The sequence below is a fragment of the Zobellia roscoffensis genome (assembly GCF_015330165.1).
GTDB lineage: Bacteria > Bacteroidota > Bacteroidia > Flavobacteriales > Flavobacteriaceae > Zobellia > Zobellia roscoffensis.
The window spans coordinates 4,436,859-4,452,054 of sequence record NZ_JADDXT010000002.1 but is presented as its reverse complement, the minus strand read 5'-3'; the positions used below and the strand labels follow the sequence as shown (position 1 = coordinate 4,452,054).

The window sequence follows — 15,196 nt, the reverse complement described above, 5'->3', positions numbered from 1 at the left end:
AAATGACCGACTTTAATTCAGCTGTGAATCCCACACGTAAACGTTATAATATATTGGCCATGGTATTCGTTACCGTGGTTATTAATTATTTGGACAGAAGTAATATTTCCGTGGCGGCTTTTGCCATGAAGGAAGATATTGGCTTGAGCAATGTACAGATGGGCTACGTATTTTCTGCCTTTGCATGGACGTATGCCTGTTTGCAAATCCCTGGTGGTATTGTCGCGGATAAACTTCCCACTCGTATATTATATTCTGTCATGATGGCCTTATGGTCTGTAGCCACTCTCATACAGGGAATGGTCAGTTCTTTTGGGGCATTATTAGGGTTGAGGGCCAGTATAGGTATTTTTGAAGCTCCTTCTTATCCTATCAATAATTTAGTGGTAACCAAATGGTTTCCTGAAAACGAACGGGCATCGGCAATTGCCATATATACTTCGGGACAGTTTTTGGGACTCGCTTTTCTTACACCGGTTTTAGTAACGATTCAGACCTATTTTGGCTGGAGAGGATTGTTTATTATATCTGGTATAATTGGACTTGTGTGGGCGGCAATTTGGTATTTTTTCTACCGTAATCCACAAAATCATAAATCTATAAATAAAGCAGAATTAGAGCATATTGAAAAGGGAGGTGGACTTGTTGGTAAAAACGATGTAAAGAAGGAGGACAAGAAAAAATTTGATTGGAACGACTTCAAGCAAGCTTTTATCTACAGAAAACTTTGGGGACTTTATATAGGTCAATTCTGTTTGGGAGCTACAACTATATTTTTCCTAACTTGGTTTCCCACATATCTCGTGGAATTTAGAGGATTAGATTTTTTGAAATCAGGTTTCTTGGCTTCCATTCCATTTTTGGCAGCTTTCTTTGGAGTACTTTTATCTGGTTTCTCTTCTGATTATTTGATTAAGAAAGGCTATTCCGTAGAGATTTCTAGAAAGACACCCATTATTGTTGGTATGTTATTATCTACCTGTATTATTGGGGCAAACTATACAGATGATACATTCTTTGTAATACTTTTTTTAGCCCTGGCCTTTTTTGGTAACGGGTTAGCAAGTATTGCGTGGATATTTATTTCGCTTATGGCTCCTAAAAAATTAATAGGACTTACCGGTGGGGCGTTTAACTTTATTGGTGGTCTAGCGGGAGTAGTTGTACCCATTGTAATCGGTTACTTGGTAGAAGATGGAGATTTTAGTCCAGCGCTTTTCTTTATAGGTGGTATAGCATTGCTCGGATTTATATCTTACACCTTTATTGTGGGTAAAGTTGAACGTATCGTACCAAAAAATTAATAAAACACTAAACATAATAAATAGGCATTTTATGAAGATATCAGCTATTAAAACTTTTCCCATAAATGTTGGTTTTGGAAGCCAACTTGTTGTAAAGGTTGAAACCGATTCAGGAATTTACGGATGGGGGGCATCAGGGCTTTCAGGAAGGGAATTAGCGGTTATAGGTGCAATAGAACATTTTAAAGGTTTTCTAATTGGAAAAGACGCGCGAAATATTGGTGCACTTTGGCAAGAAATGTATCGCGGACAATATTTTGAAGGTGGTAGAGTACTTACAGCGGCTATTTCGGCTATTGATATTGCTCTTTATGATATTAAAGGAAAGGCGCTTGGTGTTCCGGTATATGAACTTTTAGGAGGGAAACATCGCGACCATGTAGACTGTTTTGCTTCGGTTCGTTTTAGAACACGAGAAGAGCTTTTTGAGTATTCTAAAACATGTATAAAAGAGGGTTGGAACATGTTGCGTTTGGCTCCAGCTGAATTTGAGGCCGAAGGAGACAAAGAGCTTTTTGAACCTCGCCAGTCCATTGCAACAATCGCCGAATGGCTTACTGACTTGAGAAAAGAAGTGGGTACGGCCATTACCATAGGCATTGATTACCATACAAGACTTACTCCGGCCCAGACGTATTCATTTATAAAACGTATGCCTCCAGGAACATTAGATTATATTGAGGAACCTATCCGCGATGAAAATCCGGAAGCATATGAGAACCTTCGTAAAATGGTTGATATTCCATTTACTATAGGAGAAGAGTTTTCAAGCAAGTGGCAGTTTTTACCTTTTTTAGAGCGTAATTTGACTCAATATGCACGTATAGATATTTGTAATGTAGGTGGAATTACCGAGGCAATGAAAGTGGCCAGTTTAGCGGAAGCACATTATATAGATTTGATGCCCCATAACCCGTTAGGTCCTATTTGTACAGCGGCTTCCATTCATATGGCAGCAGCATGTCCTAATTTTGGCTGGTTGGAAGAAATGAATACTCCGGCACAGTATATGGGAACCGATGCTCCGGAATTTTATCCTGTGCGTCCAATTTTGAATGGACCTACGTATCCTGTATTGGATACTCCTGGACTAGGTGTTGAGTTCAATGAAGAATTGGCTTTGGAAAAAACTTTTAAACCAATTGAAATACCAAGGTTAAGACGCCAGGACGGTTCGTTTACGAACTGGTAGTCAAAAATATTATTCAACAAATTCCATTAGTCCAAACCTGTTCGCTTGATGTACGTTTTTGGAAATATCATAAATAGGGAAAATAGTTGATGTAGACCGGCGGTTGCCGTTAGCATCATTACGGTCTTGACGAATAGCAAGGAAAGCCCATTTGTTTCCGGGTTCAATTGCAACAACTTTACCAAGCTCACCAAAGTTAGAATAGGGGATGGCCATTTCCATGGTCCATCCCTTATCTATATCGGAATTATCATTTATTGTTCCATCAAATGTTACCTCTACCTCAAAACTAGGATTGAAAGATTTGTAAACTACATCTTTTCCCATTGTATAATTATTGAAATAAATAAAGTCGTTTGAAGCTTTGTTTAAATTCAATTCATATCCAAAATGAGTGTCTAGACTATCTGGAGCAGTAATGAAGAATATTTCGGCACAGTCATCAAAATAAGGTTGCCCGTCTCTTTTGGTTTCCCTAGATGTAATATATTGGTCTTCTATTTCAAAGAAGATATAGAACTCATCCTCGCCCCAAAGCATTCTAAAAGTTGATTTCTGCTGGTCCGAAGGTTTATCTATATTATAGAAATTATCTAAGGTTCTAGCTTCCGTTCTGGACCAAGCCCCTTCCTTCATTTTTCCATCTATCTGCATGGGCTCACTAACTTTAGAAACTTTAAAAATAGGTTGTTCCCCCAAAGAAAGTTTCTTTTCTTGTTGTGCCCACAGGGTAGCGGATAGAAAGAAGACAGTGACTAAAACCTTAGTATTTTGTAACATATGTTTAATGAGGGTTAGTTGTTCATCATGATTTTGGCCCACAAATTATTAGGATAAATATCTAATGCCTGTTGTAGTTCCTTTTCCGATTCTGCACTATTTTTAAGTCCTAAATTACCTAGTGCTTCTAAATAATAGGAGTTGGAAGTGAACTTTTTGTTTGTAGCGGAGGCTTCTTCTACGGCAACTAACGTATTGCCGGTGCCGCTCTCACGCATTGACTTCCCTTTTGCAATAAGGTCTTTATAAATGGTTTTTGCCTTTTCTGAATCTCCCAACTTTTCCAATGATTTACCTTGAAAAAATAAAAGGTCGTTCATACCTCTTCCGCTCTGGGCGTCAATGCTTTTTTGATAACTGGACTTCGCTTTTTTAGCATCACCCAATTGGTCATAAGCTTCTCCCATATAATAATAGATCATTGCATTTTTTTCGTCGTGTGTAGGCTTGCCTACTTCAAGATTTTCAGGGTAAAGTAGTGCGCGCTCCAAATGAGAAACAGCTTCTTTAGGGTTTTTATCGGCAATTAACTTTTTAGCTTTTAAGGTATGGGTATCTACATAATGCCAGTACGTTTCTCTACCACCTTCCCAAGTTCTAAAATGATGTTTGTCTAGAAATGCAATAGCTTTATCATAATCTCCGGCTAGATTTAAAAGTTCAACATACGTTTTTGGGGCATCCACATCTTCTCTTACGATATCAAGATTGTTATCTAAGATTTCCAGATTTTTTCTAAAATCGGCATCGGATTCGTCATAATATTTTGAAAGTTCCGAGTACCATAATGGATTTGAGTTGTCAAGCGCAATAGCCTTGGTCATATAATCTATGGCCTGTGATGGATTTTTTTGGTGATAGAAAGCGCCAAAGGCCAGATTACGCCAAACCATGGGAATACTTGTATCTATAGCACCGGCCTTCTGCCAATACATAATGGCATCATCCGGTCTTTTATCATACAAGAGGTTACCCAAAAGGTAAAAGGTAGTAGCGTTATTGGCATCAATCTCCAGAGATTTGTTTAAGACAGTTTCGGTTTCCGTACGATATGGGAAAGCGTAATCCAGAGATGCTTTTTTAGCCGTTGAAATAGCATCGGCAGCTTTAGATAAATTACCGGCTTTAGTGTAGAACCACGCCTCGTAGTATGCAATAAGAGGGTTAGACTCATTTTTTATGCCGGATAGCAAAGCAATTCCGTCTTCAATCAGACCTGCGTTCATGTAATTAGTGGCAATCTCCAAATAATTATTTTCTGGATCCTGCATATTCATTTTCCATGTATCCATTGAGCTGCTACCTTTGGCCAGTTCCATTTCATATAGCACAGAAAAATCAAGTGGATCGTAGGCAATTTGATTTTCTAAAAGTCCGTTGGCTTCATTTTGTCGGTCTAGTTTACGAAGTAAAGCCGCGTTCAATACTACAATCCTCCCATCTCTGTTGTTTGTGGAATAGGCTTCTTGGGCATATTCCAGAGCCTTTGAATAGTTTCCCTTGGCGCTCTCTATTTGTGCTAATTTAAAGTTGCCGGCAGAAAACCATTGATAGTACCAGGTGGCTCTGGCTAAGTTGGCATAGGCTTCTTCTTTATGGCCTAATGCTTGGTGTGCCAACCCTAAATAGTAGAATATTTCACCTTCTTTGGGTTGGTAGTATTTCACTTTTAATTTGTCCGCTGCGGTTTGAAGATATTTCAAAGCTTCTTCATATTTTGTTTGAGTTATTCTACGAATACCCAAAGCTAGATTGGTACGGTAATCATTTGGCGATTTGTCCAAAGCGGCTAAATAGTAATCATCTGGTTCTATACCCGGTCTTCTAAATTGCTCAACGAAACGTCCGGTTAAATATAAATCTTCAACAGTTTTTAATTCTTCTGGTTTCTTTACCTTTTCCTGATTTTCGGGTAGTTGAGGGTTTGCAGGTTTGTAGGGCGTGTATGAAATAAGTTCATTACCATCCGCATCCTGGATAAGAGCAGTAAGTTGATGTTCATCTAAGGCCTTTCTATTTTTATATGTGGATGTAAAAGGATGGGCGGGGTCAATATCTATCGTTTTTTCTTCCAAAATGGTTTGGCCGTTTTTAAGAATAACCTTAGCATTTTTAAAGGTTTTGGTGGTGTTGAACCCATAAAAAAACGTTTTTGCATTACGCTTTTGCAAGGTTACGGATGCATCGGTATTTGAATTTTTAACCACTTCTAAATCACGTACAGGATACCAGTAATTTTTTGCATCTTTAACGGAATGGGGAAGAATCCAATTATAATCGGGTTGATTGTTTGAAAATGTTCCCGTCATTAATTCTACATAAGCTTTTCCGTCGTCGGTAAGTTTACGTCTTGCATTTTGCCCTTGTAAGCCTGGTCCAAATTGCCATAGTTTTGAAGCATTGTTTTCAAATGGATCACCAACATGAACGGTTCCCGCATTTTGTCCATAATCATACCCACCTATAAAACCCTCTTTAATGTCCCACATAAAAAATGAAACCGGATTTGGGTGGTTTTTCCACCAAGTAAGGTCTACACCTTCTTCGTAACTGGTTCTTCCGTAATCGTCTGTTTTATTTGATAATGGCCACTTAATAAAACTACTATTGTTATGGTATACTCCAATTTCTTGACTTGGTGGCCAGAAGGTTCTAAAATCATCATTTGCTGTAATGGCCACATTTGCCCAAAAAAGAAATGTAGTCGTAACATCGCTAGTGTTATTAATACGATAATCCACTTCAATGTAGGAGCGACCTGGTCTCAGCGTCATACCTACTATACCACGCATATCTCGGGTTTTTTCGGTCTCACCGATCCAAACGGTAGCGCTTCCGTCTTCGTTATTTATCATTCTATAATCACTGGGTAGCATGGTAGTAGTACGGTGGTGGTGAGGAAAACACCATTCGATTCCCCCGGAAACCCAAGCGCCTAAAGTCCCTATTAAATCGGGTTTAATAACACTATTCGTATGAAAAAGTTCATGTCCGTTAGTTTTGTCGATCGCTGAGAATAGGCGGCCACCAAAAGCGGGTAAAACTTTAACTCGTATGTACTCGTTTTCTAGGTAGACCATGTCATAAGTGACATCTACTAACGAGTCACCTAATTTGGTTTGCGAAGCGTACGGATATACTTTACCCTGCGCTCCTTGAACGCCTCTACCCGTATAAAAAATAGGACTGACCTCGTCCGTACCTATTTTATACGTAGGGATGGTTTCTTGACCTTCGTAAACTTTTACTTGTGCCTGAAGGGCAGAAATACAAATAAAAAATAAAAATGTTGAGAGAAATCGAATTTGGTTTGGCATAATTTGTATGTATTGTAATGTTCTTCTTAAAATTAAGAAGTATTGTTAAATTACAGTAGAACAAATGGTCTGCCGAGTATAATAAATTGACAAAAATGACTTCGTATATATCTTATGTATTGATATCTGCGCTTTTGTTTTTGGCCCTAGCAGTTTTGACCGCTATTTTTTTCAGCATCCATTCTGGGTAGTCTGTGGAATCTTCGGCTTCATAGATTCTAATATGTTGGTTTTCCTGTGGTTTTTTGAGCTCATCTGGGTCACACTCTAAAATTTGTGCTGCGGTATCAACACCGGAATGCGAGACTCCTGCAACACCATGGGACAAAATACTGGCACCACATAGATAGAGGTTCTCAATTTCGCTTTTAGCTTTGTAAGCAAAAGGACCTATATGTTTGAGACTTTTTTCGGTACCGTAAATATTTCCATCTGTTGTATTTACATAGTATTTATTGGTCAATGGAGTACCTAAATCTTTTTGAACAATGTGATTTCTGATACCCGGAATAGCTTTTTCTAGTCCGTTTAGCATTTTTTGCATCAATCGTTCTTTAAAATCTAGATATTCTTGAGACCGCTCTTGATTTTCATTTTTGAATTTTTCGAACGCTTTAAAATCTACAAGGGTAATAGCTTCTATACTATGGTATTTGCCATCAAAGCTAGAAGGGTCTTTTAAGGTTGTGCAACTAATGAACATCCCTTCAAAGGCATCTCCTTTTGAAATATCGGATTCGAGCATGCTATCATAAAAATCGTCAGTGTCTTTATTTGGCATCATCCAAATATTGCCGGAATCTAGTCCTGCTTTGCGTAAGTCCATATCAACAATTAAAAACAACATCAACGAAGTACTTGAATATTTTGTTTTTGCTAATTTTTGCTGCAGACTTTTACTTAAGTTTTCTCTACCAATTAGATTGTTATAGGTAATACCTACATCCGCATTGGAAACTATGGTGCTAGCATATAATTTTTTTCCGTTGTTTAAAGTTACGCCAACGGCTTTTTTACGTTGGTCTCCTTCCAAGATAATAGTTTTTACGGCTGTGCTTGTGCGGAGTTCTCCACCATATTCTTTCAGTTTATTGGTCATTGCTTTTATGAGCGCTCCACCACCGCCCATGGGATAGTATCCTCCTTGAAAGTAATGGTACATTAATGCACTATGTAATACAAAAGGAACCTTTTTAGGTTGTGCACCATGGTCACCACATTGTATGTTCAAAATATTTTTTAAAAGTGGATTTTTGATATGCCATCCAATTACTTTTCTCACGCTGAACATACCGTACTTTCCAAAATGTTTTGTTTTGAAAGGAATTGTCAACTTCTGCCAAAACCCTTTAAAATAGGGTAGGGAGTAGAGTTCTTCACTAACTTTACGGGTCAAGTGAAGGTATTTGTAAATTTGTTTTTCCTCTTTAGGAAACCGTTGGGATAGACGTTCGATTAGCAAATCAAAATTAGCTGGAAAATCAAATCGTTCTTCACCTACAAGAACATGTTCGTAGGCATCGGGATTCATTCTAAAAAATACGAGGTCGTTGGCAATTCCTAAACCACGGTACAAATCGTTGGTAGCTTCTCCTTCAGCCATAAGTCCAACATAATGTACCCCAGGAGTAAAGCGGTGTCCGTTTAAATAGAAACTATGGCACCAACCACCAGGAACATCGTGTTGTTCCAGTACCACTACTTTCTTACCTGCTCTAGCTAGGCAAATGGCAGTAGCCAAACCACCAGCTCCAGAACCGATGATTATAGAATCGAAACGTTCAGATGAATCAGTGTCGATGGTCGAGTTTGAATCTTTAGCTGTTTCTTGCATTAGCAGATTTAAAAGTGGAATTTTTGGTAGCCAATACTAACGAAGATATACATAAAAAGGGTATTAGATTTTTACCTAAAAGATTCGAAAATTGTAAACGTGTGCTACTCTTTAATTTTGCAATGCATCGGCAATAGCTTTTTCTACAAGGGGCTCCATTACTTTGTAACCTTCAACAGTGGGGTGTACACCATCTTTTGCATATTTTTTTGGTAGTCCATTGCGCTCGTCTGCCAATGCAGAAAAGTAATCGAGATAAATATGGCCTTTTTCTTCAGCATAAGCTTTGATCATCTTGTTTAAATCCACAATTTTTTGGGCAGGCTCCACTCCTGGTTTCCATGGATAATTAAAAGCAGGTAAAGTGGAAGACAAAATTACTTTAATGTCATTTGCTGCCGCTAAGTCTGCCATAGATTTAATATTGTTCATAATCATCTCAAGAGTTGACGGCCCTGTATTGCCGGCTATATCGTTAGTACCCGCTAAGAGAACCATTACTTTGGGTTGTAAATCAATTACATCTTGTCTGAAACGTACTAACATTTGTGGAGTAGTCTGACCGCTAATACCTCTATTTACGTAGGGTTTGTTAGCAAAGAATTCCGGTCTTGAGTTGAGCCAACCTATGGTAATGGAATTACCCATAAAAACCACTCGGTTTTCATCTGTTGAGGGTTTAGCAAGTTTAGCATTGTCTTCTTTAAATTGACTCAAATTGGGCCAATCTTGTCCCTTTATCCCATTAATTATTCCTAGTCCCATTAATAAAGCAAGTAGTGTTGGTTTAAGTTTCATGTTGATCTGTAAGTTATCTAGTTGAATTGTTTTTTATCTTCCATAGTTAAAGGAACATTGTCCATAAACTTTCGTTGTGCTGGTTTTTGCATATAAAGATATGCCACCAAGAAAATTGCAATAACCAAAAATAAGGCATTGCCACTAAAGCTATACGCAAAGATAGCTAGAAATGCAGGCCCTTCTATAAGGGCGTACATTACTATTGATGCGGATAGATATTTACTCATTTTAGTTGATAATTCATCGGTTCTGTTGATGCTTTGAAGTTGTTTTTTAAATAAAAATTGACTCATAAAGTAACCAAAAGCAGCTACTATAGGTACTACATATATAAAAATGTCATTTGGGTCGGTATTAGCTTCAAAACTACCGTTATTAAAGTATGTTATTGCTCCAAACACTAGAATACCACCTACTAGCGCAAGATGAATTATGGATAAGGTCTTAAAAAAATCAGAAGGTTTTGTAGCCATCTATTGCTTGGTTTAGGTGTTTATAAAGATAGCTTTTCAAAAGGAATGACAAAAAATAATAACAAGGGCTTAGTTTGCTATTAGCCAGTAGAGGCAATAAAGAATAAGAAGAGAGATTACTACAGAGAGTATGTAAATCATCGTTTCAAAGCGTAGGTTGTTTTTATGTTGGCTTCTAATTTGATTTTTAAGGATGTCCCATTCACGTGGACTTAATTTTTTAAATTCTAATTCGGTTTTACCGGTGCCTTCTTTGCAAAGGTCCTTTAAATCTTTGAAATTCCGTTTTTTAAGAAGCGCCCTGTTCGTTCTTAAACTGGTAATCGCATGTGCCATAAAACCTTCTCCCGCCATGAATAGTTTTTATTTATAGGTAGCAATTTATTCAAAAATGTTACAACTTGTAAGAAAATACAGTATAAAATTTAACAACTCTAAAACTATTTTTCCACGTGCTAAAGGAAAACTTATTTATATGTATTTTAGAAGGAATAATTAAAAGAGGAACAACAAATGAAAAATATATCAAGAAGAAGCTTCAATACAAAACTGTCAAAAGGCTTGGCTGGCACTGCGTTTTTAAGCAGTGTTGGGTTGGGCTATGGATTTTCTCCTGAAAAGGAAAAAAAGAAGTTGGGCATAGCTTTAGTAGGGCTGGGAGGCTACAGCACGGGGCAATTAGCACCTGCTCTACAAGATACGGAACATTGTTATTTGGCGGGTATTGTAACAGGAACTCCGGCAAAAGAAAAGCTATGGGTAGAACAATACAACATCCCCAAGAAGAACGTCTACAATTATGAGAATTTTGATTCGATTGCAAAAAATAAAAATATTGATATTGTTTATGTAGTGCTTCCCAATAGTATGCATGCCGAGTTTAGCATCCGTGCAGCAAAGGCGGGTAAACATGTCATCTGTGAAAAACCTATGGCGGTCAGCGTTAAAGAATGTGATGCTATTATGAATGCTTGTAATGATGCCGGAGTAAAATTGAGTGTAGGTTATCGGATGCAATCGGATCCTTATACCAATGAAATCAAGCGCATGGTGAAAGAGAAGCCTTTTGGTGATGTACATTACGTATCTTCGGATGCAGGCTATATTTCTCGGGGAAATCCAGATCAGTGGCGTTTGGACCATGCCCTTTCAGGAGGTGGCGCATTAATGAATATGGGCGTGTATTCCATACAAAGTAATATATATGGTACAGGCCAGAACCCTATTTCGGTGGCAGCGCAGGAATTTAGCTCTAGACCTGAGTACTTTAAAGATACGGACGAAACCATAACCGCGCAGATGAATTTTCCTGATGGGGTAGTAGGTAATTTGTTTACCTCTCATAATGCAAACGCGAATCGCCTTTTTGTTTCTTTTGAAAAAGGATGGGCAGAACTGAACCCATGTCACAGTTACGGACCATTAAGCGGACGCACATCCGAAGGAAAGGAAATAAAATTCCCGCATCAAAGCCAACAAAAGTTGCAGATGGATGATTTTGCCAAACATATAATGATGGGTACCATCAATTATGCACCGGGTGAGATGGGCAAGCGAGATATGATAATTGTAGAAGCTATATACAAATCCATTAAAGAGGGAGGAAAAACCATTTCGTTAGACTTAGGAGATATGGGTATCGTAAGGGCGTAAAAAAACAAAAAGACAGTATGTACAAAAGGGCGGTTTCTATGACCGCCCTTTTTTTATTATTTAGATAGATTCTATTCTAAACCTGATCTTATATGCCAAAAATCAATCTTATTTAGAACGAATATGAATGGTAACATTGAGTTAACAATTTAACACAAAGTTATCATCTTGTTTATAGTATGGCTATAATGAGTTAACGTTTTTGGTATAACAGTAAGATACTTTTGGTGAAAATTAGTATAACTAATAACCAAAGAACAAAATGAAAACAGTATCTAAATTGTTATTACTAGCAGGTTTGGTAGCTACTACTTCCTGTGAAAAATTAGAAGAACATGTTGGGCATGGTGGTCCAAAAGAAGATGAAGGAACAATGTTCGAGAACAAATCGAATCTTGAGCCTTTAGTAGTAATGAATTCAAACTTTAACTTTGTAAAACCTTATTCTTTAATTAGTTCTACTGATATTTTAGAGGACGGTTTTCAATTGGTAGGTGCTCAAGATGGAGCCGGTTTCTTAAAAGAAGGTAACGGTTACATGTATATTGTAAATGCTGAAGATGATTATGCGGTTAGCCGTATCCATTTAGATGAAAACTTAAACCCAACAGGCGGTGAGTGGTTATTGAACTCAGGGGTTGCAGATTTCGCTCGTCAGTGTTCTGGTACTATGTGGGAAGCTGACATTCACGGTGGTGCAAAAGATATTTTTCTTTCTGCTTCAGAAAGCTTTCACTATGATGTTAAAGGTATAGACCCTCATGTTGCCGTACCTACGCCAACTGCAGATTTCGGTTTAGATGCTTTAGGTGAGTTCTCATGGGAAAACGCTGTTCCATTACCAAGAGATACGTATAAAGGTAAAACAGTAATTATTGGAGGTGATGATGACTCTAGCGGTTCTGAAGGTCAGATTACTCTTTATTACTCTGAAAACGGAGATGCCGATTTAAACAACGGTAAAATCTACGTTCTTAAATTGAAAGAAGTTGCTTCTGGTTCTACGGATGCAGATGGTAACCCGATCGCGCCAATGGCCGTTGAAGAAGGTGTTATCTATAACGAAGGTCAGTTGGCTTTTCAAGAAACTTATGCTTTCGAATTCGTTGAAATCGAAAACGGTGCGGCTATGACCAAAAATGAAATGGAAGATGCTTGTGTTGCTGCAGGTGCTTCTGCTTTTATGCGTGTTGAAGATGTTGATTACCAAAAGGGTTCTGTTGACAATGCAAGAAATATTTTCGTTGCCGTAACAGGTAGAGGTCCGGGAAGAGGTACTTATAACGATTGGGGTACAGCTTACAAATTAGAATTGGATGAAGAATCTCCATTGACTGGAAAAATCACTCAGATTATTAGTGGTAATACAGATACTAATAACATGGACGGTAACCTTCCTGAGCTTCAGAGTCCTGATAACATTACGGTTACAGAGAACTTTGTATACCTTCAAGAAGATCCTAACTCTTTCGATAGAAACCACGCAGCTGCTATTTATCAAACAGATTTAAACGGGAACAATGCAAAAACCGTTTTGGAATTATTGATCAGAAACGATCTTGATCCATCAGGAAGCACTGGTTTCAGTGGTGAGTTTGGTGCATTGGTAGATATATCCGATAAAGTTGGTGAAGATGACACGTTCTTATTAAACCTTCAGCCACACTACTGGCAGAATGATGATTACAAGAGCAAAGACGGTCACGATATGGAATCTGAAAATCCTGACGCAATTGCAGCAGGTGCTAGAGAAGATAACCAAGGTGGTCAAATCATTATCTTAAAAGGTTTGCCTAGATAAGACCTTACTATTTTATGGTGAAAGACCTCTATCTGTTGATGGGGGTCTTTCCCTATTTTATAATTTTTGTTTCAACTTACTTCTGTTATGAATAAATTTCTCCTCTTTTTTTTATCGATATTTTGTATTCTTTCCTGTAAAAATAAAAATAACGAATTAGCACAAGTGGACCATGTCGAAACTACCGACTGGAGTTATGCACAAGAGTTCTATATAAAAAATATGACCAAGGCGGTAGATTTGATCGATACCTTGAGTAAAATAGATGCAGAAAGCAACGAGGCTAAAAAAATCTTCAAAGACCTTCGCATTGCTTTTAAAAGAGCAGAACCCTATGCATCATATCTAAACCCAGAAGTTGGGCACCGTGCTAATGGGCCCGCTTTGCCCGTTTTTGCAGAAGATACAGAACGTATATTGAACCCTATTGGATTACAGAAAATAGAAGAGTCTATTTATGAAGGCGGTGAGTCACCTGCCGTTTTTAAAAAAGAAACGGTTCTGACCAAAGGTTTGATGGTCAATTTATTGAAAAATGTTACCGAACGGGATTTAAGTGCCGAGCGTTTTTTTATAGCCACTCATCAACAACTTTTACGAATCATTAGTTTAGGTATTTCAGGTTTTGATACACCGGTAAGCGGTTTGGGACTTTCAGAAAGTGTGGTCTCGTTGCGAGGGTTGGAAGAGGTTTATGACCATACATTGCGTAATTTGATACAAGAGAAAAACAGTGATTTAGATACTAATTTTCATCAAAACATAGCAAAAGCGGTCGATTTTCTTCATAAAAACACAGATTTCAACACTTTTGACCGCTACACCTTTATACGGGATTATATGAATCCTATTACGCGTAATTGGGTGAGTATAAGAAAAGAAAGTGGTCTTTGGGAGGGGGTAAATAACAAACCTTTCAATTTTGATGCGCCTACTTTCTTTGAAAAAAATGCTTTTAATCTGGAATACTTTACCCCTCCAATTAATAGAAATCCATCAGAAAAACAGATTGCACTTGGCGAAAAATTATTCTTTGACCCTAACTTGTCGCAAACAAAAAGCATGGCATGTGTTACGTGTCACATACCCGAAAAAGCATATACTGACGGTATTGCCGTAAACAACGGAAATAATGGGAGTCCGTTGCAGCGAAATACGCCAACTTTGATTAATTCCGCTTTTCAAAAAAGCTTTTTTTGGGACGGTCGTGCAGAGAATATTTTAGATCAGATTTCTATGGTTTTCAATAATGAACAAGAATTCAATACGGGCGTTCATGAATTTTCTACCGATATTTTAAAGGATACTACCTACCACGTTTTGTTCAAAGATGCTTTTGGGAGAATCTCCAATAGAAATACAGATATTATTAAAGCCATATCTTCTTATATCTCCACTTTAAACGGATTTGATTCCAAATTCGACAGGAATATGAGGGCAGAGGAAGATACGTTTACAGAAGAGGAAAAATTGGGTATGAACCTGTTTATGGGTAAAGCGCTTTGTGCTACTTGTCATTTTATGCCTTTAACAAACGGTACAGTGCCACCATTTTATGCGGAAACTGAAAAAGAAGTTATTGGAGTTCCAGAAACTGCCGAGAACAAACTTTTAGATGATGACCTAGGTTTTTATTGGCGCTACAACAAGGCAGAACATTTAGGAATGTTTAAAACACCCACAGTTAGAAATTCCGAATTCACGGGACCTTATATGCACAACGGAGTTTACAATACGTTGGAAGAAGTTATGGATTTTTACAACAAAGGAGGGGGCGGAGGCATGGGCTTTGAACTAGAGCATCAGACCTTGCCTTTTGATGAACTGGAGCTGACCCTAGAAGAGCAAAAAGCTATTATTTCGTTTTTGAAAACCATGACAGATACAAATGTTGATAAAGAGGAAATACCTCAAATAGCCGAAGTTACACCTTAATAGAATACATTTTTCCTGATAAATTTAAAGTTAAGCTAACCTAGAATTAAAGAAAAGCAGGGTTTGTGTTTTTATTAAAGAACTACTTTGTAGCCCAGATAAATAA

At 37.8% G+C, this 15,196-nt stretch carries 11 protein-coding genes; 5 read left to right on the top strand and 6 right to left on the bottom strand.

Features of this window, described 5'->3' with window-relative positions:
- The first annotated feature begins 2 nt into the window (after positions 1 to 2).
- Both IWC72_RS18100 and IWC72_RS18095 read left to right on the top strand, forming a co-directional pair.
- Positions 3 to 1,304 (top strand): MFS transporter, encoded by a 1,302-nt coding sequence (locus IWC72_RS18100; protein ID WP_194527582.1) that lies wholly within the window; start codon positions 3 to 5, stop codon positions 1,302 to 1,304.
- A gap of 31 nt (positions 1,305 to 1,335) precedes the next feature.
- Positions 1,336 to 2,496 carry a mandelate racemase/muconate lactonizing enzyme family protein gene (locus IWC72_RS18095; protein ID WP_194530759.1) on the top strand — a complete coding sequence of 387 codons (1,161 nt, stop codon included), beginning with the start codon at positions 1,336 to 1,338 and terminating at the stop codon, positions 2,494 to 2,496.
- A 9-nt stretch (positions 2,497 to 2,505) separates the two neighbouring features.
- Here the strand turns inward: IWC72_RS18095 and IWC72_RS18090 are convergent, their stop codons facing one another.
- The 6 genes from IWC72_RS18090 to IWC72_RS18065 all read right to left on the bottom strand — a co-directional run bounded on the left by IWC72_RS18090 (position 2,506) and on the right by IWC72_RS18065 (position 10,055).
- The gene (locus IWC72_RS18090; RefSeq protein ID WP_194530758.1) at positions 2,506 to 3,276 is read right to left on the bottom strand and encodes a carbohydrate-binding family 9-like protein; all 771 of its coding nucleotides are present in this window, start codon (positions 3,274 to 3,276) and stop codon (positions 2,506 to 2,508) included.
- Positions 3,277 to 3,290: 14 nt separating this feature from the next.
- Positions 3,291 to 6,593, bottom strand: a complete 3,303-nt coding sequence (locus IWC72_RS18085; protein WP_194530757.1) for a DUF5107 domain-containing protein — start codon at positions 6,591 to 6,593, stop codon at positions 3,291 to 3,293.
- A 112-nt stretch (positions 6,594 to 6,705) separates the two neighbouring features.
- Positions 6,706 to 8,427 carry a phytoene desaturase family protein gene (locus tag IWC72_RS18080; protein WP_194530756.1) on the bottom strand — a complete coding sequence of 574 codons (1,722 nt, stop codon included), beginning with the start codon at positions 8,425 to 8,427 and terminating at the stop codon, positions 6,706 to 6,708.
- A gap of 111 nt (positions 8,428 to 8,538) precedes the next feature.
- On the bottom strand, positions 8,539 to 9,225 hold the full coding sequence (locus IWC72_RS18075) for an SGNH/GDSL hydrolase family protein (protein WP_194530755.1): 687 nt from the start codon (positions 9,223 to 9,225) through the stop codon (positions 8,539 to 8,541).
- Positions 9,226 to 9,242: 17 nt separating this feature from the next.
- Positions 9,243 to 9,701 (bottom strand): DUF4271 domain-containing protein, encoded by a 459-nt coding sequence (locus IWC72_RS18070; protein ID WP_194530754.1) that lies wholly within the window; start codon positions 9,699 to 9,701, stop codon positions 9,243 to 9,245.
- Positions 9,702 to 9,770: 69 nt separating this feature from the next.
- Entirely contained in the window at positions 9,771 to 10,055 is a 285-nt protein-coding gene (locus IWC72_RS18065) for a hypothetical protein (protein WP_194527575.1), read from the bottom strand.
- Positions 10,056 to 10,214: 159 nt separating this feature from the next.
- On the opposite strand from IWC72_RS18065, the gene IWC72_RS18060 reads away from it, so the two are divergent.
- The 3 genes from IWC72_RS18060 to IWC72_RS18050 all read left to right on the top strand — a co-directional run bounded on the left by IWC72_RS18060 (position 10,215) and on the right by IWC72_RS18050 (position 15,090).
- Positions 10,215 to 11,354: a Gfo/Idh/MocA family protein gene (locus IWC72_RS18060; protein ID WP_194530753.1), complete on the top strand. Its 1,140-nt coding sequence runs from the start codon at positions 10,215 to 10,217 to the stop codon at positions 11,352 to 11,354.
- 262 nt (positions 11,355 to 11,616) lie between these two features.
- Positions 11,617 to 13,155, top strand: coding sequence for a hypothetical protein (locus IWC72_RS18055; protein ID WP_194527573.1), 1,539 nt, complete (start codon positions 11,617 to 11,619; stop codon positions 13,153 to 13,155).
- Between the two features lie 87 nt (positions 13,156 to 13,242).
- On the top strand, positions 13,243 to 15,090 hold the full coding sequence (locus IWC72_RS18050) for a cytochrome-c peroxidase (protein ID WP_194530752.1): 1,848 nt from the start codon (positions 13,243 to 13,245) through the stop codon (positions 15,088 to 15,090).
- Positions 15,091 to 15,196: the final 106 nt, after the last annotated feature.